Source organism: Ornithinimicrobium cryptoxanthini (assembly GCF_023923205.1).
GTDB lineage: Bacteria > Actinomycetota > Actinomycetes > Actinomycetales > Dermatophilaceae > Ornithinicoccus > Ornithinicoccus cryptoxanthini.
Genome location: NZ_CP099490.1, coordinates 1,902,192 through 1,926,634 on the forward strand (window position 1 = coordinate 1,902,192; position 24,443 = coordinate 1,926,634).

Consider the following 24,443-nt stretch of genomic DNA (forward strand, 5'->3'; position numbering starts at 1 on the left):
TCCTGTGGCTCGGGGACCGACTCCAGGCGCCGACCCAGTTCGGAGACCACCGTGTAGGGATCGACCTGCTGTCCGTACATCAGCCGGTTCACTCCCAGCTGCAGGCGCTCGCGGACCGGTGCGAACAGGACCGCGACCAGGCCGGTGGCAGCCAGCGAGACCCAGGTGGCGTCCCGCTGGGCCTGGACCAGCGAGGCGAGGTAGGCGACCACGAGCAGGTAGGTCCCCAGCAGCACGGCGGTGAGCGCGGCATACACGAGGGTCCGGTTGACGATCCGGTCGATGTCATACAGCCCGTGCCGCAGGATCGCGATGCCCACCGCCAGATACAGGACGCTCAGCGCCAGGGTCTCCAGCGCGGCGTCCAGGACCGGCGGTGCCTCGACGAAGGGGTCCACGGCGAGGAACGACCCGACCAGCACCGCGGCATACGCGAACCAGGCGATCTGGCGTCGCTCGGTCTCCTCTGCGGCGCGGTAGCGGAACACCAGGGAGACCGCTCCGGCGATCACGCTGACGAAGAGGATGTAGACCCCGACGTCGGTGAGCACGCTGAGGACCGCGGCCGCCTCCGTGGGCGCACTCAAGGGGTTGTCGACCGGGATCACCCCGAGCTCCGGCCCGAAAGTGCCGCACACGAGCAGCAGGCTCCCTCCCAGCCCGGCCACCCGGGCCGCCCACCGCCACCGTCGGGAGGGCAGCGACCCGGTGGGATAGAGCAGGAGCAGGAACGGCATCGAGGCCAGCCACAGGACCCAGCCGAGGTTCGCTACGACACCGGCCACACCGTGGCCAGGAGCGCCGCCGGCAGCGGCGTAGCTGGCGTAGGCGCGGGCGCTGAGGGACAGGGCGAGGGCCAGGCCGAAGCCCAGCCACAGCCAGCCGTAGCGGTTGGCGGGGCGGCGCCCAGCCACCAGGACGCCGAGAATCGGAGCGCCGACGGCACCGAGGACGGAGACGACCTGGCCGGACCAGGGGACGTATCCCGCAGGCACCGGGGCAGACCAGCCCAGGGCGAGGAACCACAGGGCTACGGCCAGCAGGACGAGACTGGTGCCGCACACGAGCCACGCCGCACGGGTGGTGTGTGCTGCCCGGTGCATGGTGGCCTCCGTCCGGAGGGGCCGGCCCAGCGGCGCGGGGCGCCAGGGGGGTCCGCCCCGCATCCTGGTCACGATAGCGGAACAGCACCTGCGGGAGCGGGGACGGGGGAGTGGTTGCCGGTGGTCAGGCCGGCCCACTCGGGGTCGGACAGTGACAGGGCACTCCGGGCCGTGGCGCCCATCCCGACGAGCAGGAGCGCAGAGGCCACCAGTGTCAGCGGCAGACTGGACCCGGCGTTGGAGAACACCAGCATGCTGAGGATGATGGCCCCGGCCGGCAGGCGTCCGATGACACGCGCACGGAGGAGGGCGACGGCGAGGACGATGTTTCCGAGGGTGAACCCGGCGATAAACATCAGCAGGGCGAAGAGGAAGCCAGGCGTCTGCTCCATCTCCACGACGAGGGTCTCCATGACCGGGTGGGAGTCCCGCACGGCCGCCATGCCGCCGGTGAGCACGTTGCCGAAGATGTTGTGCCCGGCGGCCCCGAGGACGCCGACCATGGCGAGCGCACCGCCGATATGGGCCAGGACCGGGGACCGTCCGCGCGTGAGGTGGACCATGCCCCACACTGCCGGGACCAGGAGGATGACCGAGATCATGTCGATGACGGTCATCAGCTGCCAGAGGCCGGGGCTGGCGTCGATGGCGGCGAGGAGCTCTTGCTCCCCGGTTGTGCCTCCGAAGGCGGTGAGGCGCAGCACCTGGCCTGCCGCGAGGGCGACCGGTGCGGCGATCAGGCTCACACCGGCCAGGGTGCGGCCGAAGTTGTTCGGGTCGGTGATGTTCAACATGACGTGGACTCCTTGGTGAGCGGGTGGGACGTCGTCCAGCCTTCCCTCCGAACCGCCCCGGGTCATGAGAGCAGACCCCCAAGTTCGCCCCAGATCCCAGACGTCGTAGGGCCCCGCCCCCACCTGCCACCGCATCTGGGCTGGCCACTGCGCCCCGCCCCAGTTAGCGTCTGGCTATGGACAGACTCCACCGCGAGGGGCTCGTCCTCGACATCCTGGACGGCGGACCGGGCGACGGCGAGCTGGTGGTCCTGCTGCACGGTTTCCCGCAGGACGCCACGACGTGGGGGAGGGTCGTGCCACACCTGCACCGAGCCGGGCTACGCACCCTCGCGCCGCACCAGCGCGGCTACTCGCCGGGCGCCCGCCCAAGGCGAGTCTCGGCATACCGCATGGAGGAGCTGGTCGGCGACGCGCTCGCCCTGCTGGATGGCGCCGGTGTCCGTCGGGCGCACGTGGTCGGGCACGACTGGGGCGGCGCGGTGGCGTGGGCGCTGGCGCAGCGGCATCCCGAGCGGGTGGCGAGCCTTGTGGTGCTGTCCACGCCCCACCCGGAGGCGTTGGGCTGGGCCTTGCGGCACGGTGACCAGGCCCGGCGCAGCTGGTACATCCTGGCCTTCCAGCTCCCGGTGCTGCCACAGGTCCTCGGGGCCCGGATGCTGCGGTCCGGGGCACTGCAACGCTGGGGCGTCCCGGAGGACGACAGCCAGAGGTATGCCGCGCGGCTGGGTCGACCAGGGGCCCTCCGGGGACCCATCAACTGGTATCGAGCCGCCGTGCGCGACTTGTTCCGTCGGTCGAGGGCCGGTGGCGGGGATGTCACCGTGCCGACGACCTATGTGTGGGGCTCTCTGGACCCGTTCCTCGGGCGTGACGCGGCTGAGCGCACCGCCCGCCACGTGTCCGGCGACTACCGCTTCGTCGAGGTCGCTGGCGGACACTGGCTGGCCGAGCGGCAGCCGGTGCTGGTGGCGCGCGAGATCCTGGCTCGCATCCGCGCGGGGGAGCAGGGGCCCTGTGACTCGCGACCAGCGGCATGTCCGGATGATGCCACGCAGGTAGTAATCGGTATCCTACCGAGGTAGGATACATGCATGAAGGTGAGTGTGAGTCTGAGCGAAGAGGACCTCGCGGCCCTCGACCGGTATGTCCAGCAAGCCGGTCTCGAGTCGAGGTCGGCTGCCGTCCAGCAGGCCATCCGCCGATTGCAGGACCCGCAGCTGGAGGCGGACTATGCCGCCGCCTGGCAGGAGTGGGCCATCGCAGGAGATGAAGACGCATGGGCCGCAGCGTCCTCGGACGGGCTCACCGATGCTGCGCGGTGAGATTCTTCTCGTCGACCTGGACCCCGTACGCGGTAGCGAGGCCAACAAGCGTCGGCCCGCGGTGCTCGTCAGCAATGACCAGGCCAACACCATGGCCCAGCGGCTCGGTCGCGGAGTAGTGACCGTGGCACCCGTCACCAGCAACGCGGAGCGGGTCTTTCCGTTCCAGGTGCTGCTGCCAGCGGACGAGACAGGACTGCGGATGGACTCCAAAGTCCAAGCTGAGCAGGTGCGTTCGGTCGCAGTTGAGCGGGTGGGCCCTGCACTAGGCCGAGTTCCGCCTGGCCTCATGGCTGCGGTCGACGAAGCGCTGCGCCTCCATCTGCAGTTGTGACCGCGCGACGCGCGGCATGACCGGATGTGTTTGCTCGGCTACTCGCGAACACCTCACTCAGGTGCGCGCGGCCCGGACCGGCCGTCCAGCCGGGTGCGCAAACCGTGACCTGGTCGTGACCCACGGGGTGGCTCCGCGCAGCACACTGGACTCCACAGGAGGTGCGTGCGGGTGCGACGGACATGGGCTTCACGACGTGGGTGGCGGGCCTCTAATCGGGTGTGGACTGGCTCGCTTCTGACGGGTTTGCTCCTGGTGAGCGCTTGCGGGACGCAGAGCGGGGCAGGACCGGGCGACTCGCCAGGCGGAGCCCCCACCACCACGACGGGGGGCATCGCCGGCTTCCCGGCGTGCGCCGACGTGCCCCAGATACGGGCCGACGAGTCGCTCTACCGGGACGAACCGGTCCACGGCAACGCCGACGAACTGGTCCAGGAGGTCCACGAGTGGGCGGCCGGGCAGCCGGGCTTCGTCGAGATCGGGCTGGACCGGGAACGCAACGGGTGGGTCACGCTCTGGGTCAAGGACGCCGACGTCGAGGCCATGTCCGAGCAGGTCGCCCAACGCTGGCCCGGCGAGGGGATCGTGGTGGTGGAGTTGCCCTGGACCGTCGGCGAGCTGGAGTCGCTCGCCACCGAGGTCAATGCTGCCCTGGACCAGGCCGGCGTGCGCACCGGCGGGACCGCGTTGATGCCGCACCATGGTGTGGCGGAGATCGGCCTCGGGGTGATCACACCGGAAGCCGAGGAGGTCCTGGCTCAGTTCGCCGGACGCCCCGTCTGCGTCGAGGGAATCCCCGCCGACGAGGCACCGCAGGAGAAGGGACAGCTGATGGCCGGCGAGGGCTGGCGCCTGCTCGGGGAGGACGAGACCGGCGAGGCCTACCGTTCGGGGGTCGCGACGACGGATGCTCAGCTGGACCAGTTGTGGGCGCTGGCCGGCCTCGAGGGCGAGCCCGCGACCGTCGAGTGGGACAGCGAGATCGCCGTGTGGTTCGGCGCGGTCTACGGGAGCGGGTGCCCGGTCCGGATGGACGGCGTGGTCGTGGAGGGCGACCTGCTGCATGCGGACCTGGTGGTCCCGAACGCGGTGTACGGCTGCGCCGACGACGCCAACCCGCACGCCTTCGTGGTGGCGGTGGAGCGGCAGCTGCTGCCGGAGGGGCCTTTCCGGGTGCAGCTCGAGGCCCGCGATCCCTATCCCGGTACCGCGGAGGAGCGCACCGTCGTCGACGTCGACCTGTCCGCTCCCGGCAACACCGCTACCGACGAGCAGCTGCACATGGACCCGACCTTGGCCCTACCTGCCGAGCCCCCGCTCGTCACGGACGGCGATGCGCTCCACGGTGACGAGGCGGTGCGCTACTTCTACCGACACGACCCGGGGTGCGAAGTCCCCACCCTCGGCCCGCTCGACGGATCGACCTGGCGGCTGGCGGACCGGGAGGCGCCCTGGGACGTGGAGGACGGCGAGGTGCTCACCCTCTACCCGCTCGGCGGGGAGGCCGACCAGATCATCGCCTCCACGCAGCAGATGGACTGGATCTTCGCGCGGCTCCCCGAGGGCAACACCTGCCCCTGAGGCCGTCGAGTGTCGACCTCGCACCAGCCGCGCCGATCAAGGCTTCGGCCTGAGTATCCAGGCCAAGACCTCGTGCAGCCGGTCCGCGTCATCGTCCCCGTTTCCACTGAATAGTCGATGCACGGGGCCGGCCACTGAGGACCGTAGGACTCCACGACGCCGCTGTCGGGGTATCGCTCGGCAAAGCGCAACGGATCCGCCTCCCAGAGCATGTCCTCACACTCGCGACAGGCGCCCCGTGGGGTCGCGCTAGTTGTGGGGGCGCGCATCCTGGAGTACTGCCGGATCACCTCCGAGTCGTCAGTGCCGGTGCCACGCTGCTCTAATCCGGGCATCTCGCCTCCTGGCCAGAGCGGGCCATCTGGACGCCGACCTCGGCCCTGTTGGCACTGTCCGCGTGGCGTGCGCGTCGACAGGGAGCGACTCAGCCACCCGCCACTTCCTGACGGTGCAACAACGTCATCGGGACATGGCCTCACGACCTACCTGCGGCAGAGCTGGACGTTTCCAGGGGCGGCTGGAGTTGACCGCGGCTGGCGGGGACAGCGTCAGTTCGTTCGCGATACTGGACTCGTGGTGACTACTGCTCTTGGGACGCAGCTGGAGCAGGTCGTGTGGATCGGTGGCGGCTCCGGCTCGGGCAAGTCCACCGTGGCTCGTCGACTGGCTGAGCAGGGCGGGATGCGGCTGTACTCCACCGATGAGGCGATGAGCAGGCATGCTGACCGGATGTGCCCGGCCCAGGCTCCACTCCTGGCCGCGTTCAGGACCATGGATATGGACCAACGCTGGTGCCAGCGCTCGCCTGAGCAGATGTTGGAGACGTTCCACTGGTTCGCCGGTGAGGGGTTCGGCCTGATCGTGGAGGACCTGCTGGCGTTGCCTCGTGAGCCTGTCATCGTCGAGGGCTTCCGACTCCTGCCCCGTCTGGTCGCGCCGTTGTCCGCCGCTGGCCGAAGCGTCTGGCTCTTGGCCACACCGGAGTTCCGGCGGAAGGCATTCGCTACACGAGGCTCGCTGTGGCAGATCGCCAACAGGACCAGCAACCCGGAGCTGGCCTTGTCGAACCTGCTGGAGCGCGACCGGCTGTTCACCAATCAGTTGACGACAGAGGTCGAAACCAGGGGGTTGCGGGCCGTCGAGGTGGATGTCGAACTGACTACCGAGGAACTCATGACGCGTGTTCGTCAGGCGCTTGAGTGATCACCGTCGGATAAGGCGGCGCATCCGGCGGTGGTCGGAGGCGGCGCGCTGGGCGCGGCAACACCGCCTGTCGTCAGCGGCGCTGGTAGATCTCGCGACGGTGCCCCACGGCCAACACCAGGATCACCAGGACTCCGTCGTTGATCTCGTACACGATCCGGTAGTCACCTGTGCGCACCCGCCACTCCCCGGCGCCGCCGACAAGCTTCTTGGCCGCAGATGGGCGCGGGTCGGTCGCCAGGAGCTCGATCGCGGCCTGGACTCGACGCCGAGCGGAAGGGTCAAGCTTGCGAAGCTGCCGGGATGCTGCCGGGGACAGGTCGATCCGGTAGGTCATAGCAGACCGAGATCAGCCTTGACCTGGTCCCAAGGAATCGTTCCCTCGTGAGCAATCTCCGCACGCGCGGCCTGTGCTGCCTCGATGTCGGCGAGATCCTCCGCGGCCTCGATGAGACGGTCTAGGTCGTCGGCGTCGATGACCGCCGCCACCCGCCGTCCACGGCGCGTGAGATAGATGGGGGCGTGTCCCACCCGCGCCGCGTCGACCACATCTGCGAGGCGGGCTCGCGCATCGGTGACCGTCAGTTCCCTCATGCACCCATCATGCGCTACAACCGCCGAAATGTATACCCCAGCGGGACTGGCTCAACGCGCTGTCAATCGGCACTTCCGGCCTCCGATGCGCTGTCCCGCCGACCATCCGCTACTCCGCGGCCCGGTCGCCTCAGACATCAGCTCCCAAACATCCGGACATCGGCGTGATGTGGGTATCGGTTGTCAAGAGGCCTCGTCGTCAAGGCCGGTGAGCAGTTTGTCGTAGATGTCGGCGCGTCGGGTCCGGCCCTTGGCGCAGGCGTCGTGGCGCTGGGCGAGCAGGGTGGAGCGGAAGGCGATGCTGGTCTGGAAGAAGGTGGAGGTCTCGCAGATCGCCTCGTAGACGCAGTCCATGGTCGTGGGTCTGGTGCAGGGCTCTTGTCCGCGGAGAAGCGCACGTCCCGGTAGGGACGGAAGACCGTGGCCGGGCCGAACTCGCCAGCCAGCTCGTCCATGACGGCTTCGATCCGGCCCGCACATGCTGGAGGTAGTCCTGCTGGTGCGCCGTCCAGTAGGTGCGGCTCCACGCGCGCACTTTGATGATTCAACGCGACCCCTTGTGGAGGGTGGTAAGGCAGCCGTATTGTTGGTGGGCTGGTCTTCTCGGCGCGAGGTTAAGGAGCGTCCGATGTACCGATCCAAGTCAGCCCTCATCTCCCTAGTCGCTGCGGCCAGCCTGATCCTCCCGGCGGGGGCGGTCGCCCACGGGGACCGGGACAGACCCGACCCGCAGCCGGGGGCCGTCGGGGTCGGCGATCCCTACTTTCCCACGGACGGCAACGGCGGGTATGACGTCAGGCACTACGACCTGGACCTGCGCTACGACCCGGAGACCGACGTCCTCGATGGCCGGGCGAAGATCTCCGCCAGGGCGACGCAGCACCTGAGCAGCTTCAACCTCGACCTGCAGGGGCTGGAGGTCGAGTCGGTCCGGGTGGACGGCAAGCAGGCCCGCTGGGAGCGGGACGGGGACGAGCTGACCGTGACGCCGCGACGGGCGCTGCGCGACCACCGGCGGTTCCAGGTCGTGGTGACCTACAGCGGCATACCGGAGGCGGCCTCGGACATCCTTGGCGCCGGCGGCTTCCTGCACACCGACGACGGAGCGCTGGCCGTCGGCCAGCCGCACGCGGCGGCCACCTGGTTCCCGGTCAACGACCACCCCATCGACAAGGCGTCATACGACATCGAGATCACAGTGCCCAAGGGACTGGAGGCGATCTCCAACGGCGTGCTCGAGGACCGGGACACCCGGCGCGGATGGACCACGTGGGAGTGGAGCGCCCGGGAGCCGATGGCGTCATACTTGACCGTCCTGGCGATCGGCGACTTCGACCTGCGCAAGTACCGCGAGGACGGGATCAGGTACTGGGACGCGGTGGACGTGGACCTGGTCACGACCTCCGAGGCGCGGACCGGTGAGTATGTCGCGGGCGCCGTGGGTGCGGACCTGAGCTACCAGCGGCTGGGGCGGACCCTGTCCGTGCCGGCCGGGGGCGCGTCGCTCACCTTCTGGTTGGACCGGCGCGTGGAGCCTGAGTGGGACTTCATGATCGTGGAGGCGGCGCCGGCGGGGACTGGGGACTGGACCACCCTGCCCCCGCTGGAGGGGCACGCGACCCAGAGCACCGGGTTCGGGTGCCAGAACCTGCTCGGGATCCATCCGTTCCTTGAGCACTACCTCACCCCCGACGGGTTCGACTGCACCCCCGCCGGCACGACCGGGGACTGGTGGGCGGCCACCGGCGTCAGCGCAGGCTACGAGCAGTGGACGATCGACCTCGGCGCCTATGCGGGCGGCGACGTGCAGGTCGCGATCAGCTACGTCTCCGACGAGGTCGTCTCCCTGTCGGGACTGTTCGTGGACGACGTGGTCGTCTCGACGGGGGAGGGCACGACCTCCTTCGAGGACGACGGCGACCCGTTGGACGGCTGGACCGTCCTGGGTGCGCCCCCGGACAGCCCTGGCAACGTGGTCGACTGGGCCGTCATGGCCGGGGAGGAGATCCCGCCGACGACTGGGGAGATCATCGACGCGGCGCTGGCCCGCCAGCCGGAGGTCATCGACTTCCTCGCCGGCATCTTCGGCGACTACCCGTTCCGCACCGCCGGTGCGATCGTTGACGACTACCCCGAGCTCTTCTTCGCGCTGGAGACCCAGACCCGGCCGATCTATGGCCTCGTCTTCTTCTCCGACGAGTTCAGTGCCGAGTCTGTCGTGGTCCACGAGCTGGCGCACCAGTGGACCGGTGACCTGCTGACCGTGGAACAGTGGCAGCACATCTGGCTCAACGAGGGCTTCGCGACCTACACGGAGTGGCTCTGGGCCGAGCGGGAGGGCTGGACCAGCGCGCAGGAGATCTTCGAGGGCGTGACCAGCGCCCCCGCTGACGACCCCTTCTGGGAGGTCATCATCGGCGACCCTGGCCCGGACCTGATGTTCGACTTCGCGGTCTACTACCGGGGCGCGGCCACGCTGCACGCCCTGCGACTGCTGGTCGGGGACGACGCCTTCTTCACCATCCTGAGCACCTGGGTCGAGGAGCACGAGGGCGGCCACGTCACCACCGACGACTTCATCGCGCACGCCGAGCAGGTGAGCGGCATCCAGCTGGACGAGTTCTTCGAGCAGTGGCTCTTCACCGCGGCCAAGCCCTCAGGACTGCCTGAGGTCCCGGCGCTGATGTCGAGCGAGTCGCTGCAGAACCTGCTGGTGCCGGACCTGCACAGCCGCGAGCAGGCGGAGGTTCGCCACTGATCGGGCGGGTGGGCTCAGTGATTCATCTGATGCACCACGCAGACTTCTACTTGACATAATGTGCCTTATCGGCACTAGATGATCCTGCTGGATCGAACGGTGATCACGGTGTGGTGGTGCTCTTCTCCAGGCCCGCCAGGTCCGCGAGCCGTGCCGGCGCCTGGAGGCAGTAGGACTCGGTCAGCATCTCGGCGAGCTCAGCCCAGTCGGAGCTCTCCTCGAGGATGATGCCCACGACGTTGTCACCCCAGCCGGCCCTGAAGTAGCGAGGGCCCAGGTGCTCGAAGGCCATGACCTCGGCCAGCTCGGCGCGGAAGACGATGCGGAACTGCTGGTCCTCGCCGCCGAAGACGTGGGCGATCGTGGCCTGTCCCACCCTCCAGCGGTGCCCCACCCAGGCGCGCTCACGGTAGGACTCCGGCAGGGACTCGAAGACGATGTCGAGTCTGCGGATCCAGTCCTGTGAGACCTCGGGACGTTGCACCACACCTGCAGTCTGCACCAGACCGCCGACGGTATGCCGGGTGGTTTCCACCCGCATGACCCGCTGGCTCTCGCCGATGCCGGCCCGATAGCATCACGGTCGCGACCTCGCTGCCGCACGGCGTTCTGCGGTGTTGCCCCACCCATCCTGAGGAGGATCTCGTGAGCCTGTGGAGACTGCACGGCGACGGCTACCGCATCGAGCCGGGACAGGTTGTGGCTCCCGACGAACGCCTGGCCTGGGTGCCCACGATCGGCATCGGCATGCAACACGTCGTCGCGATGTTCGGCGCCACCTTCCTGGTGCCGCTGATCACCGGCTTCCCCCCGAGCACCACGCTGCTGTTCAGCGGTGTCGGCACGATCCTCTTCCTGCTCATCACCCGCAACCGGGTGCCGTCCTATCTCGGCTCGTCGTTCGCCTTCCTGGCGCCCATCGCCGCGGCGCAGAGCGCCCACGGACCGGCCGGTGCCCTCGGTGGCGTCGTCGTGGCAGGTGTCGCGCTGGCCATCTTCGGCCTGGTCGTGCAGGTCGCCGGGCACGGCTGGGTCGGCGCCTTGATGCCGCCGATGGTCACCGGCACGATCGTCGCCCTCATCGGGCTCAACCTGGCCCCGGCCGCGTGGAACAACGTCAAGGGCGCCCCGGTCACGGCCTTCGTCACGCTCCTTGCGATCATCCTGTCCACCGTGCTGCTGCGCGGTCTGCTCGGGCGGCTCTCCATCCTGATCGGTGTGCTGGTCGGTTATGCCGTGGCCGGGCTGCGCGGCGAGATCGACTACACGGCCATCGGCGACGCCGCCTGGTTCGGCGCACCTCAGCTGATGGCCCCGGAGTTCCACGTCAGCGTGCTGGGTCTCTTCCTGCCCGTGGTCCTGGTCCTGGTCGCCGAGAACATCGGCCACGTCAAGTCGGTCGCACAGATGACCGACTCCTCGGCCGACGCCCTGGACCACATGATCGGCCGCACCCTCATCTCCGACGGACTGGCGACGACACTGGCCGGCGCCGGCGGAGGATCTGGCACCACGACATACGCCGAGAACATCGGGGTCATGGCGGCCACCAAGGTCTACTCGACCGCGGCCTACTGGGTCGCCGGGTTCACCGCGGTCGGCCTGGCCTTCCTGCCCAAGTTCGGTGCCGCGATCCAGACGGTGCCGGTGGGCGTCCTCGGCGGCGCAGCCACCATCCTCTACGGCATGATCGGCGTCCTCGGCTTCCGGATCTGGGTCGAGCACCGCGTCGACTTCGGCAACCCGATCAACCTGACCACGGCCGCGGTCGCGCTGGTCATCGGCATCGCCAACTACACCTGGGCACCCGGACAACTGGTGTTCGAGGGCATCGCCCTGGGCACCGGCGCGGCACTGCTGATCTATCACGGCATGCATGCCATCAACCGCATCACCGGAGCAGTCGAGAGCGAGGGCCACCTCACCGTCGGTGGGTCCACAAACCGCGCTCCCGAGATCGCGGACCCGACCTGGGACGAGCCGCGCGGCTGACGCTCCCCCACCCGGGCGCCGGGTGAGTCAGCGCCGTCCTATAGCGTGCCACCGTGCGCCGGACCCTGCTCGTCACCAACGACTTCCCGCCGCGGCACGGGGGGATCCAGAGCTATCTGCACAACTTCGCGGCCCAGCTGCCGCCGCAGGACCTGACTGTCCTGACCTCCAGCTATCGCCACGTCGAGACCGGGGCCTTCGATGCTGAGCAGCCTTATGAGGTCCACCGGTCTGCGCGCACGGTGATGGTCCCGACCCCGGACGTGACCCGGCGCGCAGCCGAGCTGGTCCGCAGCCACCAGATCGAGACGGTCTGGTTCGGGGCAGCTGCACCGCTGGGGCTGATGGCCGGTGCCCTGCGACGAGCCGGCGCCGACCGCATCATCTCCACGACGCACGGTCACGAGGTCGGCTGGTCGATGACCCCCGGCGCACGCCAGGCCCTCACTCGCATCGGGGACGCCAGCGACGTGGTGACCTACGTCAGCGACTACACCCGGCGCCGGCTCGCGACTGTCTTCCGAGGTGCCGGGGAGCTGGCCCACCTGCCGTCCGGCGTGGACCCGACCGTCTTCCGCCCGGACCCGGAGCGCCGCGCCGAGCTGCGCGAGCGCTACGGCCTGGGTGACCGGCCGGTGGTGCTGTGCCTGTCACGCCTGGTCCCCCGCAAGGGCGCCGACATGCTGATCCGGGCGATGCCGCAGGTGCGTGCGCAGGTCCCCGGCGCCGCCCTGGTGATCGCCGGAGAAGGTCGCTACCTGCGCACGCTGCGCAAGCTCGTGGACCAGCACCAGGTCGGCGACGACGTGCTCTTCACCGGACGCGTCCCCGCGGACGAGATCGCCGCGCACCACGCGATGCCGGACGTGTTTGCGATGCCGTGCCGCACCCGGGGTGGCGGACTGGACGTGGAGGGTCTGGGCGTCGTCTATCTGGAGGCCGCCGCGGCTGGCGTGCCGGTCATCGCCGGCACCTCTGGGGGCGCCCCCGAGACCGTCGACGAAGGCCGCACGGGGCTGGTCGTCGACGGCCGCTCGGTCCACGACATCGCCGACGCCGTCGGGTCCGTCCTGGGTGACCCCGACCGCGCGGCGCAGCTGGGTGCGGCGGGGCGGGTCTGGGCCCGGGACCGCTGGGGCTGGGACACCCTCGGTGCGCGACTGCGCTCGCTCATCGACGGCGACACGTCACCGTCCACGCCCTCGGACTGACCCCAAACCATCACAGCGAGGTCGTCACCGGCAGCGCAGCGAGCCTGTCACCGTGGGCTCAGCGCCAGCCGAGTCCGGGCGCCACGTGCGTGACGATGCTCTCCATGAGGTGGGCGTTGTAGTCGACACCCAGCTGGTTCGGCACCGTGATCAGCAACGTGTCCGCGGCAGCGATCGCCTCGTCCTCTGCCAGCTGCTCGATGAGCTGGTCCGGCTCGGCGGCATACGTCTTGCCGAAGCGGGCCCGGCCGCCCTCCAGCTGGCCCACCTGGTCCTGGCTGCGGGTCTCGAGCCCGAAGTAGTGGTGGTCCAGCTCGCTGACGAGCGGGAAGATGCTGCGGCTGACCGACACCTGCGGCTGCCACGAGTGACCAGCCCTGGCCCATGCGTCGCGGAAGACCTGGATCTGCTCGGCCTGGAGCTGGTGGAAGGGCACACCGGTGTCCTCGGTCAGCAGGGTCGAGCTCATCAGGTTCATCCCCTGCTCGGCCGTCCACTCCGCCGTGGCGCGCGAACCGGCTCCCCACCAGATCCGCTCGCGCAGACCCGGTGAGTGCGGCTCGAGGCGCAACAGACCCGGTGGGTTGGGGAACATCGGTCGGGGGTTGGGCTCGGCGAACCCCTCCCCCTCGAGGAGCTCCAGAAAGCGCAGTGCGTGGCGCCGGGCCAGGTCGGCGTCGTTCTCCCCCGCGCCAGGCACGTGCCCGAAGTGCTCATAGCCGTTGATCACCTGCTCGGGCGAGCCGCGGCTGATGCCGAGCTGGAGCCGTCCACCGGAGATCAGGTCGGCCGCCCCGGCGTCCTCGACCATGTAGAGCGGGTTCTCATAACGCATGTCGATCACGCCCGTGCCGATCTCGATACGAGAGGTGCGCGCGCCGACCGCTGCCAGCAGGGGGAAGGGCGAGGCGAGCTGGCGGGCGAAGTGGTGGACGCGGAAGTAGGCCCCGTCGGCACCGGCCTCCTCGGCCGCGACCGCGAGGTCGATCGACTGCAGCAGCGCGTCGGCGGCCGACTGCGTCGCCGACTGGGGGTGCGGCGTCCAGTGGCCGAAGGACAGGAACCCGATCTTCTTCATGCTCTGGTCAACGTCGCCGGCACACTGACATTCCCAGGCGACTACCGTATGCCGGGTGGTCGCCCCCTCCCCCAACGTCACCGACACCGCTCTCCTGTTTGAGGGTGGTGGTATGCGCGCCAGCTACACCTCCGGGCTGGTGGTGGCGCTGCTGGAGGCCGGGATCCACCTGGGCTGGGCCGGCGGCATCTCCGCCGGCTCGAGCAACACCGCCAACTATCTGTCCCAGGACCCTTTCCGCGCACGACACTCCTTCACCGACTTCGCGGCCGACCCGCACTTCGGCAACCTGCGCACCTTCGTGCGCGGTGAGGGACTGTTCAACGCCCGCTACATCTATCAGGAGTCGGGTCTGCCCGGTCAGGCCCTGCCCTTCGACTGGGACACCTTCACGGCCAACCCGGCGCGCTTCCGGATCGGTGCCTTCAACGCGACCACCGGCGAGCAGGCCTCCTGGGGGCGGGAGGACGTCGGCGACATCCACGACCTGATGATCCGGATCCAGGCCTCGTCGACGATGCCCGTGCTGATGCCGCCGGTGACCATCGACGGCGAGGTCTATGTCGATGGGGCGCTCGGCCCCGCGGGCGGGATCCCGCTCGATGCGGCGCGCGCTGACGGCTACGACAAGTTCCTGGCGGTGCTGACCCGGGAGCGCGGCTACACCAAGCCCCCGCAGGGCAACGCATGGTTCTTCCGCCGCCACTTCCGCAGGTACCCCGAGATCACCGAGGCGCTGCTGGCCAGGCCGGCACGTTACAACGCCACCCGTGAGGAGCTCTTCGAGCTCGAGCGTGCCGGTCGGGCCTATCTGTTCGTCCCCGAACAGATGCCGGTCGGCAACGGCGAGCGCAACGTCGCCAAGCTCACCGCGACCCACCTGGCGGGACTGGCCCAGGCCCGGCGAGAGCTGCCGGCCATCCGCGAGTTCCTCGGGCTGGGCACCTGATCCACTCCCGCTGCACCGACGCGCGGGGACGCCCCCGCAGTGTCACCGCGGAACTGTCGGTCATGCGGCATACAGTGGCTCCTCGCGACACCTGACTGGGCCAGGACCGCGACCTCCGTAGGAGGGCCGAGCCGGGTCGACTAGCCTCCCAAGGTGACCACAGCCCGCCCTTCCGCGCCGCGCTCGCCCGCGCGTGCCGGCATACTCATCACCGCCGTCCTGGCCGGCCTGGCGATGATCGGGCCGTTCACGATCGACACCGTCTTCCCCGGCTTCGCCTCGATGGGACGTGACTTCGGCGCCACCGATGCGGCGATGCAGCAGGTCACGAGCATCTATCTGCTCTCCTTCGGGCTGATGAGCGTGCTGCACGGCCCGATCTCAGACACCCTGGGCCGCAAACCGGTGATGCTGACCGGCCTGGGCCTCTATGTCCTGGCCACGATCGCCTGCGCCCTCTCCCCCACACTCCCGGTGCTGCTGGCCGCCCGCGCACTCCAGGGGGCGTCGGCGGGGGCCGCGACGATCGTCAGCCGGGCCGTGATCCGCGACATGTATGACGGCGCGGAGGCCCACCGCCTGATGAGCCAGGTGATGATGATCTTCAGCGTCGCTCCGGCGATCGCCCCGGTCGCCGGCGGCCTGCTGCTGGCGTGGGGCCCCTGGCCGCTGATCTTCTGGGCGATCGCGGGCTACGGCGTGGCGATCGCGGTCCTGACCGCGGTGGTCCTGCCCGAGACCCTCCCGCCGCAGGACCGTCACCCCCTGCGGATCGGTTCCGTCCTGAGCGGCCTGTTCGAGGTTGGCCGTCATCCCGGGTTCGCCCGCCTGGCCTTCGCCACCACCTTCGTCTTCGCCGCCCAGTTCGTCTACATCGTCTCCGCGCCGATCCTCATGGTCGACCTGCTCGGCAAGGGTGAGCAAGACTTCTGGATGCTCTTCGTCCCCCTGATCAGCGGGCTGGTGGTCGGCGCCTGGCTCTCGGGGCGGATGGCAGGCCGGATCGACGCCTCCCGGCTGGTGGACGGGGCCATCGCCCTCTCGCTGGTCGCGGCGGGGCTCAACCTCACCCTGGTCACCATCGCCCCCCGGCTGCCGTATGCCGTGCTGGGCCCTGGCCTGATCGCGGTCTCGGTCGCCATCGCCTTCCCGGTCCTGCAGCTGCTGATGCTCGACCTGTTCCCCCACCACCGCGGGGCCGCGGCCTCCCTGGCCACCTTCGCGAGCCTGATGTTCAACGCGTTGCTCGCCGGTGCCATCTCTCCGTTCGTCACCTCGTCGCTGGTCGTGCTGGCCACGTCGAGCACGGTCTTTGCGATCGTCGGGTCGGGGTTCTGGATCGTGCACCGGCAGCTCCAGCGGCCTGCGGCCCACACATGAGACGCTGAGACCTGTGGTGGACGTGCTGGCCTCCGTGCCGCTGCTGACGATGGCGATAGTCATCGCCGCGGGCACCCTGATCGGGGCGATCCCGTTCGGCCCCCTGCGCTTTGGGCCCGCCGGCGCTCTCTTCGTCGGTCTGGCCGTCGGGGCGCTGGACCCTCGCCTGGGCGAGGGGCTCGAGCTGGTCCAGTCCCTGGGGCTGGCCCTGTTCGTCTACACCGTCGGCGTGGCCGCCGGGGCCCGGTTCTTCCGCGACCTGCGCCGGCAGCTGCCGCTCATGCTCGGGGCTGTTGCCGTGCTGGGCGTGGTCACGGTGGCAACCGCGTGGTTCGGCAACCTCCTGGGGCTGGAGCCGGCCCTGCAGTCGGGGACGTATGCCGGCGCTCTCACCTCCACCCCCGCGCTCGCCGCCGCCAGCGAGGTGGTGGGCACCGACGAGCCGGCCGTCGGCTACTCGTTGGGCTACCCGGTCGGGGTGGTGGTGACCATCCTGATCGTGAGTGTGGTCCTGTCCCGTCCCTGGGCAGCCCGCTCGGACCCGGACTCCGCAGCCGGGCTCGGTCTGGTCGACATCTCGGTGCAGGTGGAGCGCGCCACCCTGTTGCCGGACGTGCCGGGGATCCGCGACGGCTCGGTGCGGGTGTCCTATCTGGCGCGCGGCGGCACGATGCGCGTGGTGACCCCGCGGGAGCTGCTGCAGCCCGGGGACCAGGTGGTGGTAGTCGGGCCCCGTGAGGCAGTCGCGCGGGCCCGAGACCACCTGGGGCACAGGGTGGTCGAGCACCTCGCGCACGACAGGCGCGAGGTGGACTATCGCCGCTTCGTGGTCTCTGACCAGCGGGTCGCCGGGCGCACGGTGGGCGAGCTGGACATCCCCGGTCGCTTCTCCGGCATCGTCACCCGGATCCGGCGCGGCGACCTGGATCTGCTGGCCACCGAGGACAGTGTCCTCGAGCTCGGGGACCGGGTGCGGGTCATCGTGCCGCGCGGACGGCTCAGCGAGGTCAGCGACCTGTTCGGGGACTCGGAGCGCAAGGTCAGCGAGATCGACGCGTTCTCGCTGGGCGTGGGTCTCGCCCTGGGTCTGGCGCTCGGACTGCTCACCCTCCCCCTGCCAGGTGGCCTGCGCTTTGCGCTGGGGTCTGCGGCGGGTCCCCTGGTCGTGGGCATGGTGCTGGGGCGCCTCGAGCGCACCGGCCCACTGCACTGGGGACTGCCCCTCGCGGCCAACCTGACCATCCGGCAGCTGGGCCTGCTCCTCTTCCTCGGCGCGACCGGGCTCGCCTCGGGCCAGGCCTTCGCCGCCCAGGCGTTGAGCACGACGGGCGCGCTCGTCATCCTCCTGGCGCTGGGAGTCACCCTGGTTGCGGGGACCCTCTTCATCGTCGTGGCCAGGCTGGCGGGGGCCAGCACCGAGCGCGCAGCCGGCGGGCTGGCCGGGTTCGTGGGGCAACCCGCGATCCTGGCCTATGCGAACTCCCGGGTCTCTGACGAGCGTGTGGAGGCGGGCTACGCCTCGCTCTTCGTCCTGGGCATCATCCTCAAGATCCTGCTGGTGCAGTTCCTCGCGACGTGACCCCGGCGCCATCCTGCCGTGTGCGGTGCCAGGCACTAAGTTTGGCCCATGGATCCGGCCCTGGGTGACCTGCTGGCGACCGGTCTGCCCGTCGGCATGGGAGCCATCATCTTGGCGGGCGTCGGTGTCGCCCTGCTCGTCAGCTATCAAGGAGCGACATGAGACCACACACCTATCCCACGGCCGGTGGCACGGTCATCACGCACGACCAGGGTGCCCACCTGACCGAGTGGCGCCTCGGCGACACCCCGGTGATCTGGGTCAGCTCCGAGTCTGAGTATGCCGAGGGTCAGCCGATCCGCGGCGGTGTCCCCGTGTGCTGGCCCTGGTTCGGACCCGGTCGCCCCGGTGATCTCACCCCCGCGCACGGCTTCGCCCGGGTCGCACCATGGAGGCTCGTGCAGGAGGACTCCGACGGTTCGGCGCTCCGGCTCGCCTGGGAGCTGACCCACGCCGACGTGCAGGGCCTGCCGGGCACCGAGCACTTCGTCCACGACTTCACGGCGCGCCTGCACGTCACGGTCGAGGAGGCAGCCTCGGTGGCCCTCACGGTGCGCAACGACGGGTCGGAACCGTTCGACTACGAGGCGGCGCTGCACACCTATCTGCAAGTCGGCGACATCCGCCAGGTCGAGATCGCCGGACTCGACGGGTGCGACTACTTCGACAAGGTCCTGCGCGCGGACGCGACGCAGGAGGGCCCGGTGGTCTTCGGGGGCGAGACCGACCGCGTCTATGCCTCCTCGGGCACGGTGCAGGTGCACGACCCCGTGCTGCGGCGCACCCTGATGATCGAGAAGTCGGGGTCCCCCAACACGGTCGTCTGGAACCCGTGGGCCGACAAGGCCAGGGCTATGCCCGACTTCGCGGACCATGAGTGGCAGCAGATGGTGTGTGTCGAGGCAGCAACCGTCGGCGGGCACGCGGTGGCGCTGGAGCCGGGGCAGGAGCAGACCCTGTCCACAACGGTGCGGGTCATCACCGCCAATGGGTCATGATGGGGCGGGCCCGGACATGAGGGCCGAAGCGCACAACAGACGGGCCGAGCCGCAGAGGGCGGGCCGGGCCGCACAACTGGAGGTTCTTTCGTGAGTGCTGACCGCCGTGCCGAGGAGAAGCCGTCTGACCCCGTCCGGCCCGACGCCAATGTCGGCATTGACCGTGGCGAGGTCATCGGGGACGCGATGCGGGTCTCCGCCATCTGGGCGGGCCGGTTTATCGTCGTCGCCATCGCGACAGCCATCCTCCTGTGGGTGATGTCCCAGGTCTGGGTCGGACTGTTCCCGGTGCTGCTGGCCCTGATCGTCTCGACCGTGCTGTCCGGGCCGGTGCGCTGGCTGAAGCGTCACGGGCTTCCCGCTGCAGCCGCCGCAGGGATCACCCTGGTGACCTCACTGCTCCTGGTGATCGGGGTCCTCGCGGCGATCGCGCCGTCGATCATCGGCCAGTTCGGCGATGTCGTGGACCGCGCCAGCGAGGGCGTCGGGGAGGTCAGGAAGTGGCTTGCCGGTCCCCCGGTGAACCTCGAGAACGAGCAGATCAGCAACGCCATCCAAGAGGGCACCGCGTGGCTACAGGAGCGAGGCAGTGACATCGCCTCGGGCGTCTTCACCGGTGTCTCGGCCGTCACCTCAGGCTTTGTCACACTGGCCCTGGTCATCGTCCTGACCTTCTTCTTCATCAAGGACGGGCCGGCCTTCCTGCCATGGTTGCGCCAGGTGAGCGGTCGCACTGCCGGTCGTCACCTGACCGAGCTGCTGACCCGGGTGTGGACCACCCTCGGCGGGTTCATCCGCACCCAGGCGATCGTGAGCGCCGTCGACGCCGTCTTCATCGGTCTGGGGCTGGTCATCCTCGGGGTGCCGCTCGCGCCGGCTCTGGCGATCCTGACCTTCATGGCCGGCTTCATCCCGCTGGTCGGAGCGTTCGTCGCCGGTGCCCTGGCGGTCCTGGTGGCACTGGTCTCCAACGGCTGGGTGACCGCGTTGTGGGTGCTGGGCATCGTGCTGCTCGTCCAGCAGGTGGAGGGCAATGTCCTGCAGCCCGTGCTGCAGAGCCGCACCATGCAGATGCACCCGGGCATCATCCTGCTCTCGGTCGCCGCCGGTGGCACATTGTTCGGCATCCCGGGTGCGTTCCTGGCCGTCCCCATCGCAGCCTCGGCGATCGTGGCACTGCGCTACTTCTCCGAGCAGGTCGATCTGCGCACCGGCGACCTGCATCCAGGGGATCTGACCCTGGCCACGCCAGAGGGGGTCATCACGGCCCAGGAAGGGGAGCGCGCCGCGAAGGAGCACCGACCGCAGGCGCCGGCAGACTCCGCAGACGTGGCGGCTGCCCCCGCGAGCACCGCGACCGGGTCCAGCCCGCTCGGACGGCTGCGCCGCCGCTTGCGGCGTCGCTGAGCCGCCAGCCCAGACGAGACACACCCGCGCGCGGCGCTGCTTCTGCACTCAGGACACACGAGAGGGCCGCACCGACTGAGTCGGCGCGGCCCCTCGTGGTCTGCGGACCACTACTTTCGTGGTCTGCGGACCACTACTTCGTGTTGTCGTCCCAGGCGTCCTTGAGCTTCTCGCCCTCCTGCTTGGTGTCAGCCTTGGCCTGGTCGACCATGCCCTCGGCCTGCATGCTCTTGTCGTCCGTCGCGTCTCCGTAGGACTCCTTGGCCTTGCCCTTGGCCTCTTCGGCAGCGTTCTTGATCTTGTCGCCCATACCCATAACTAACCTCCAGGTCGGTGGTTCTCGGTCTCCACCACTGTCACTCGGGCGGAAGATCAGCGCAACCGCAGCGGCACCCCCCCTGCTCCCAAGACCCACCAGTGGGGGGTGACCTGCGGATTGGCGCCCCAACCCCGAGAGTCGCTAAACTGTAGGGCTATCCCCTCCAAAGGTGCCTGCGAGGTCCGCATGCCGGACTGCGCCGCGTCCACGCGTGCGTTCTCCCCGGTGCCACCGGTGGGAACACGACGCTCGCCGCGAGCGTTGACACCAACAGTCCGCCAGATTGTTTAACCGTGTTCACCAACACGATGGGAGTTCGACATGGCCGAGAGGTCCCTGCGAGGCACCAACCTGTCCTGGTTGTCCTTCGAGAGTGACGAGGGCGTCACCTTCTCCGAGCGTCAGATGGTCGCCTACACCTGCCCCGACGGTCACGTGACCGAGCTGCCCTTCTCCGTCGAGGCTGAGATCCCGGGCATCTGGGAGTGCCGCTGCGGCCTGAACGGCAAGTTGAACGACGGCCCCGAGCCCGAGCTCAAGCCGGTCAAGGCCCCCCGCACCCACTGGGACATGCTGCTGGAGCGTCGCAGCGTCCCCGAGCTGGAAGAGCTGCTCGAGGAGCGCCTGGCGCTGCTGCGCGAAAAGCGTGGCGAGAAGCCCCGCCGTCAGCGCACCGCCTGACCAGCACACACGACAGCACGAGGCCCACCCGGTTCAACCGGGTGGGCCTCGTGCTTCTCAGGCCGATCTCCCGACAAATTTGGTAGCGGTTTTGCTGGTCCATCCCGTCTTTTGATAGCGGTTTCGCGGCTTACTCGCGGGGCGGCGGGTCCTCAGAGACGATCTCTCCCTCAATGACGTCGGAGCCTCCCGGCCCTCTCGAACCCGGCCCAGAACCCGTCCCCGCACCGGAGCGGGACCTGGCTCCCCCGGCCCCTGGCATGGTCCCGGGCAGGACGGTCGCCACGCGGGCGCCCAGGACCACCTGGAGCAGTCTGCGACTCACGCCGCGGGTGAACGGCAGGATCAGGAAGATGCCGAGCAGGTCGCTGACGAACCCGGGCAGCAGGAGGAGCAGACCGCCCACCAGGATCAGGCTGGCATCAGCAAGCTCACGCCCGGGCATCCGCCCGGTGTCCACGGCGGTGCGCAGTGCCCGCCAGGTGCGCGAGCTCTCCCGGCGCACCAGGACGCTGCCGATGACGACAAAGAGCAGCAGCAGCCCGATCGTCCACCACGGACCGATGGCCTGGCCCACCGCGATCAGCACCACGATCTCCAGGAGCACCAGCAGCATCACCCCGGCAAAGATCAGACGCAGTCTGCGGGGCGCTCGGCGGCGACCGGGCCGCGTGCTGGAGACCCGCCGGCGCCCCGAGGGGCCGCCACCGCCTGCAGACCCGGTCCTTCCTGATCCGGCCGCGCCAGGTCCGCTGCCCGAACCGCTGTCGTCCGGGCGGATCGGGCCGCTCAGTCCGTCAGTTCGCGCCATGTCCCGCCCGATCCGATCCGGCCGACCGCCCGACGCGCTGCGGCGCCGACCTGCGCCCCACGACGGCTGATCCCCCACAGGGTCACCCGGCCCAGAGCCTCCTGCACGATGCGACGATCCATCTTGGAGGTGCCCACCTCACGCTCGACAAAGTCGATCGGCACCTCGACCACCCGCAGTCCGCGGTCGACCGCGCGCAACGTCAGGTCCACCTGGAAGCAGTAGCCCTGGGAAGCGACTCCGTCGAGGTCCATCTGGCGCAACGCGTCCAGCCGATAGACCCGATAGCCGGCCGTCGCATCACGCACCGGGATGCCCACCGCGGCGCGAGTGTAGGTGTTGGCACCGCGGCTGAGCAGGTCTCTCGAGCGTGGCCAGTTGTGGGTGGCCCCGCCAGGCACCCAGCGCGAGCCGATGACCAGCTCAGCCTCCTCGGCCGCAGCCAGCAGCGTGCCCAGCTGCTCCGGCAGGTGGGACCCGTCGGCATCCATCTCGACGACCGCGTCATACCCCTCGGCCGCCGCCCAGGCAAAGCCAGCGAGATAGGCAGGACCGAGCCCCTGCTTGCCCGCCCGGTGCAGCACCCGCACCTGCGGATCGGAGGAGGCCAGCTCGTCGGCGAGGGCGCCGGTGCCGTCCGGGCTGTTGTCATCCAGGACCAGGATGTCGACCTGCGGCTGGGCTGCGCGCACGCGCGCGACCACGCCGGGAAGGGAGTCCTTCTCGTTGTAGGTCGGGATGAGGACGACGACCCGTCCGAGGGGCTGCTTCATGGTGCTGGAGGACCTGCCTTGCTGAGGAGACATGTCCCAGCAGCCTAACGCCGGCGGCGGGTCAGAACCGCGCCGAGGATCATCGCGGCCAGCCCGGCGACGGCGATCCGCTCGGGCCACCAGCCCAACTCCGCCGCCAGGGTCAGGTCGGTCCGGCGCGGCACGGACCCGGAGATGATGTCCTGGGTGAAGAGCTCGGTCTTGTCATGCACCGACCCGTCCGGCATGACCAGGCCGCTGACCCCGACGGTGCTCACGTGCACCACCGCTCGGCCCAGCTCGACCGCCTTGACCCGGGAGGCGGCCAGCTGCTGCTCGGACTCGGCGGTGAAGCCGAAGGTCGCGTTGTTGGTCGGGACGAACAGGACCTCCGCGCCCAGCAGGACGTTTTCGCGCATCAGGTCATCCACCACGACCTCGAAGCAGATCGCGACGCCGAGCATGAGGTCACGACCTGCGAGCGGGACCGTCAGCACCCCGGGCTCGGTGCCGGCCACGAAGTCGCGGGCCACGAGGTCGACCTGGTCGCTGAAGAGCCGGAAGAAGTCCCGATAGGGGATGTACTCGCCGAACGGCACCGGTCGCTGCTTGACATAACGATCGACTACGCCCTCCCCCGGCAGATAGAGCAGGCTGGCGTTGGTGGAGTGGTCCTCCGGTTCCCGCAGGACAGCCCCCACGATCAGGGGCACGTCCAGCGCCGCGACCGCCTCGGCGATCGCCATGGCGGCGTCCTGGTTGCGCAGCGGATCGATGTCAGAGGCGTTCTCGGGCCACAGCACCAGCTCCGGTGCCGCCAGCTCCCCACGCTCGACCAGCTCCGCTGCGTGCAGCGTGGTGGAGACGTGCTTGTCCAGGACGGCGCGACGCTGTGCGTTGAACTCCAGGGTCATCTCCGGCACGTTGCCCTGCACGCCCAGGACCTGAAGGGGCTCACCGTCGATCGGACGTGGGATCGCCAGTGGGCCGACGAGCAGCACAGCCGCTGTCAGCCCGGCAGCCGGGGCCACCCAGCGGCTGGGTCCGCGCACGGCGCGTTCCAGGGCGAGTGCCCCCAGGGCTCCGACGAGGGCTGCGACAAAGGTGACACCGGGTGTGCCGAGCCATGACGCCACGGCCAGCAGGGGCGCGTCGGCCTGGCTGAAGCCCACCCGCGCCCAGGGGAACCCGCCAAAGGGGGTGGTGGACCGGGCGAGCTCGCTGACCACCCAGGCCAGGGCCACGGACAGGGGCCGCACCCCGTCCCGCTGGAGGTAGCCGCAGACGGCCCCCAGCCCCGCGACATACAGGGCCTCCAGCCCAGAGAGCGCCAGCCAGGGCAGGGCACCAACGAAGACGCCGGTCCAGGACAGCAGCGGCACGAGATAGGCCAGGCCGGCCGTCAGGCCGAGGGCCAGCCCGCGCCAGAGCCCGACCTGCGCGGTCGCCAGTGCCAGGGCACCGATCCCGACGTAGGCCATCCACCACAGGTCGTGGGTGGGGAAGGCCAGCCACAGGCACAATCCTGCGGCGACGGACAGGACCAGGCGGAGCAGCACGAGGTCACCCTAGGTGACGGCGCTGCGAGGTCCGC

General features: G+C 69.7%; 24 protein-coding genes and 1 pseudogene. 14 read left to right on the plus strand and 11 right to left on the minus strand.

From position 1 onward, the window contains the following. Positions 1 to 1,171: 1,171 nt before the first annotated feature. Positions 1,172 to 1,897: a hypothetical protein gene (locus tag NF557_RS08785; protein ID WP_252618825.1), complete on the minus strand. Its 726-nt coding sequence runs from the start codon at positions 1,895 to 1,897 to the stop codon at positions 1,172 to 1,174. A gap of 176 nt (positions 1,898 to 2,073) precedes the next feature. Between NF557_RS08785 and NF557_RS08790 the strand changes: the two genes are divergently transcribed. The 5 genes from NF557_RS08790 (at position 2,074) to NF557_RS17715 (ending at position 6,340) form a co-directional block, all read left to right on the plus strand. Beyond that, entirely contained in the window at positions 2,074 to 2,982 is a 909-nt protein-coding gene (locus tag NF557_RS08790; RefSeq protein ID WP_252618826.1) for an alpha/beta fold hydrolase, read from the plus strand. 9 nt (positions 2,983 to 2,991) lie between these two features. Further along, positions 2,992 to 3,222 (plus strand): ribbon-helix-helix domain-containing protein, encoded by a 231-nt coding sequence (locus NF557_RS08795; RefSeq protein ID WP_252618827.1) that lies wholly within the window; start codon positions 2,992 to 2,994, stop codon positions 3,220 to 3,222. Then, on the plus strand, positions 3,209 to 3,556 hold the full coding sequence (locus NF557_RS08800) for a type II toxin-antitoxin system PemK/MazF family toxin (protein ID WP_252618828.1): 348 nt from the start codon (positions 3,209 to 3,211) through the stop codon (positions 3,554 to 3,556). The genes NF557_RS08795 and NF557_RS08800 overlap by 14 nt, the downstream gene beginning before the upstream one ends. Before the next feature lie 360 nt (positions 3,557 to 3,916). Next, on the plus strand, positions 3,917 to 5,137 hold the full coding sequence (locus NF557_RS08805) for a hypothetical protein (RefSeq protein ID WP_252618829.1): 1,221 nt from the start codon (positions 3,917 to 3,919) through the stop codon (positions 5,135 to 5,137). 210 nt (positions 5,138 to 5,347) lie between these two features. Beyond that, positions 5,348 to 6,340 carry an AAA family ATPase gene (locus tag NF557_RS17715; protein WP_342454477.1) on the plus strand — a complete coding sequence of 331 codons (993 nt, stop codon included), beginning with the start codon at positions 5,348 to 5,350 and terminating at the stop codon, positions 6,338 to 6,340. Positions 6,341 to 6,413: 73 nt separating this feature from the next. Here the strand turns inward: NF557_RS17715 and NF557_RS08815 are convergent, their stop codons facing one another. The 4 genes and pseudogenes from NF557_RS08815 to NF557_RS17930 all read right to left on the minus strand — a co-directional run. Further along, positions 6,414 to 6,677 (minus strand): type II toxin-antitoxin system RelE family toxin, encoded by a 264-nt coding sequence (locus NF557_RS08815; RefSeq protein ID WP_252618831.1) that lies wholly within the window; start codon positions 6,675 to 6,677, stop codon positions 6,414 to 6,416. Beyond that, positions 6,674 to 6,934, minus strand: a complete 261-nt coding sequence (locus NF557_RS08820; RefSeq protein ID WP_252618832.1) for a type II toxin-antitoxin system Phd/YefM family antitoxin — start codon at positions 6,932 to 6,934, stop codon at positions 6,674 to 6,676. The genes NF557_RS08815 and NF557_RS08820 overlap by 4 nt, the downstream gene beginning before the upstream one ends. Positions 6,935 to 7,117: 183 nt before the next feature. Next, positions 7,118 to 7,288, minus strand: coding sequence for a hypothetical protein (locus tag NF557_RS08825; RefSeq protein ID WP_252624332.1), 171 nt, complete (start codon positions 7,286 to 7,288; stop codon positions 7,118 to 7,120). A gap of 56 nt (positions 7,289 to 7,344) precedes the next feature. Then, positions 7,345 to 7,389: pseudogene (locus NF557_RS17930) on the minus strand (hypothetical protein); the annotation flags it as partial. A 173-nt stretch (positions 7,390 to 7,562) separates the two neighbouring features. Between NF557_RS17930 and NF557_RS08830 the strand changes: the two are divergent. Further along, positions 7,563 to 9,692, plus strand: a complete 2,130-nt coding sequence (locus NF557_RS08830) for a M1 family metallopeptidase (RefSeq protein WP_252618833.1) — start codon at positions 7,563 to 7,565, stop codon at positions 9,690 to 9,692. A gap of 103 nt (positions 9,693 to 9,795) precedes the next feature. Here NF557_RS08830 and NF557_RS08835 read toward each other — a convergent pair whose 3' ends face one another. Beyond that, a complete protein-coding gene (locus NF557_RS08835) occupies positions 9,796 to 10,233 on the minus strand; it encodes an MmcQ/YjbR family DNA-binding protein (RefSeq protein ID WP_252618834.1) in 438 nt (145 codons plus the stop codon). A 110-nt stretch (positions 10,234 to 10,343) separates the two neighbouring features. On the opposite strand from NF557_RS08835, the gene NF557_RS08840 reads away from it, so the two are divergent. Further along, a complete protein-coding gene (locus NF557_RS08840) occupies positions 10,344 to 11,684 on the plus strand; it encodes a uracil-xanthine permease family protein (protein ID WP_252624040.1) in 1,341 nt (446 codons plus the stop codon). A 53-nt stretch (positions 11,685 to 11,737) separates the two neighbouring features. Next, entirely contained in the window at positions 11,738 to 12,895 is a 1,158-nt protein-coding gene (locus NF557_RS08845) for a glycosyltransferase family 4 protein (protein ID WP_252618835.1), read from the plus strand. Positions 12,896 to 12,953: 58 nt separating this feature from the next. Here NF557_RS08845 and NF557_RS08850 read toward each other — a convergent pair whose 3' ends face one another. Continuing rightward, positions 12,954 to 13,973 (minus strand): LLM class flavin-dependent oxidoreductase, encoded by a 1,020-nt coding sequence (locus NF557_RS08850; protein WP_252618836.1) that lies wholly within the window; start codon positions 13,971 to 13,973, stop codon positions 12,954 to 12,956. A gap of 55 nt (positions 13,974 to 14,028) precedes the next feature. On the opposite strand from NF557_RS08850, the gene NF557_RS08855 reads away from it, so the two are divergent. The 5 genes from NF557_RS08855 to NF557_RS08875 all read left to right on the plus strand — a co-directional run bounded on the left by NF557_RS08855 (position 14,029) and on the right by NF557_RS08875 (position 20,286). Next, positions 14,029 to 14,922 carry a patatin-like phospholipase family protein gene (locus NF557_RS08855; RefSeq protein ID WP_252618837.1) on the plus strand — a complete coding sequence of 298 codons (894 nt, stop codon included), beginning with the start codon at positions 14,029 to 14,031 and terminating at the stop codon, positions 14,920 to 14,922. Positions 14,923 to 15,075: 153 nt separating this feature from the next. Next, positions 15,076 to 16,302 carry a multidrug effflux MFS transporter gene (locus tag NF557_RS08860; protein ID WP_252618838.1) on the plus strand — a complete coding sequence of 409 codons (1,227 nt, stop codon included), beginning with the start codon at positions 15,076 to 15,078 and terminating at the stop codon, positions 16,300 to 16,302. 13 nt (positions 16,303 to 16,315) lie between these two features. Next, a complete protein-coding gene (locus tag NF557_RS08865) occupies positions 16,316 to 17,881 on the plus strand; it encodes an aspartate:alanine exchanger family transporter (protein WP_252618839.1) in 1,566 nt (521 codons plus the stop codon). Between the two features lie 158 nt (positions 17,882 to 18,039). Then, positions 18,040 to 18,879 (plus strand): D-hexose-6-phosphate mutarotase, encoded by an 840-nt coding sequence (locus NF557_RS08870; protein WP_252618840.1) that lies wholly within the window; start codon positions 18,040 to 18,042, stop codon positions 18,877 to 18,879. 90 nt (positions 18,880 to 18,969) lie between these two features. Beyond that, the gene (locus NF557_RS08875) at positions 18,970 to 20,286 is read left to right on the plus strand and encodes an AI-2E family transporter (protein ID WP_252618841.1); all 1,317 of its coding nucleotides are present in this window, start codon (positions 18,970 to 18,972) and stop codon (positions 20,284 to 20,286) included. A gap of 133 nt (positions 20,287 to 20,419) precedes the next feature. Here NF557_RS08875 and NF557_RS08880 read toward each other — a convergent pair whose 3' ends face one another. Next, positions 20,420 to 20,602, minus strand: coding sequence for a CsbD family protein (locus NF557_RS08880; protein WP_252618843.1), 183 nt, complete (start codon positions 20,600 to 20,602; stop codon positions 20,420 to 20,422). 324 nt (positions 20,603 to 20,926) lie between these two features. Between NF557_RS08880 and NF557_RS08885 the strand changes: the two genes are divergently transcribed. Further along, on the plus strand, positions 20,927 to 21,286 hold the full coding sequence (locus NF557_RS08885) for an RNA polymerase-binding protein RbpA (protein WP_252618845.1): 360 nt from the start codon (positions 20,927 to 20,929) through the stop codon (positions 21,284 to 21,286). Between the two features lie 130 nt (positions 21,287 to 21,416). On the opposite strand, the gene NF557_RS08890 is transcribed toward NF557_RS08885, so the two are convergent. The 3 genes from NF557_RS08890 to lnt are packed head-to-tail and all read right to left on the minus strand — an operon-like array spanning position 21,417 to position 24,408. Next, complete coding sequence (locus NF557_RS08890) at positions 21,417 to 22,097, minus strand: FxsA family protein (protein WP_252618847.1); 681 nt, start codon at positions 22,095 to 22,097, stop codon at positions 21,417 to 21,419. Next, positions 22,076 to 22,903 carry a polyprenol monophosphomannose synthase gene (locus tag NF557_RS08895; protein ID WP_252618848.1) on the minus strand — a complete coding sequence of 276 codons (828 nt, stop codon included), beginning with the start codon at positions 22,901 to 22,903 and terminating at the stop codon, positions 22,076 to 22,078. The genes NF557_RS08890 and NF557_RS08895 overlap by 22 nt, the downstream gene beginning before the upstream one ends. A gap of 11 nt (positions 22,904 to 22,914) precedes the next feature. Then, a complete protein-coding gene (gene lnt, locus NF557_RS08900) occupies positions 22,915 to 24,408 on the minus strand; it encodes an apolipoprotein N-acyltransferase (RefSeq protein WP_252618849.1) in 1,494 nt (497 codons plus the stop codon). Between the last annotated feature and the right edge of the window lie 35 nt (positions 24,409 to 24,443).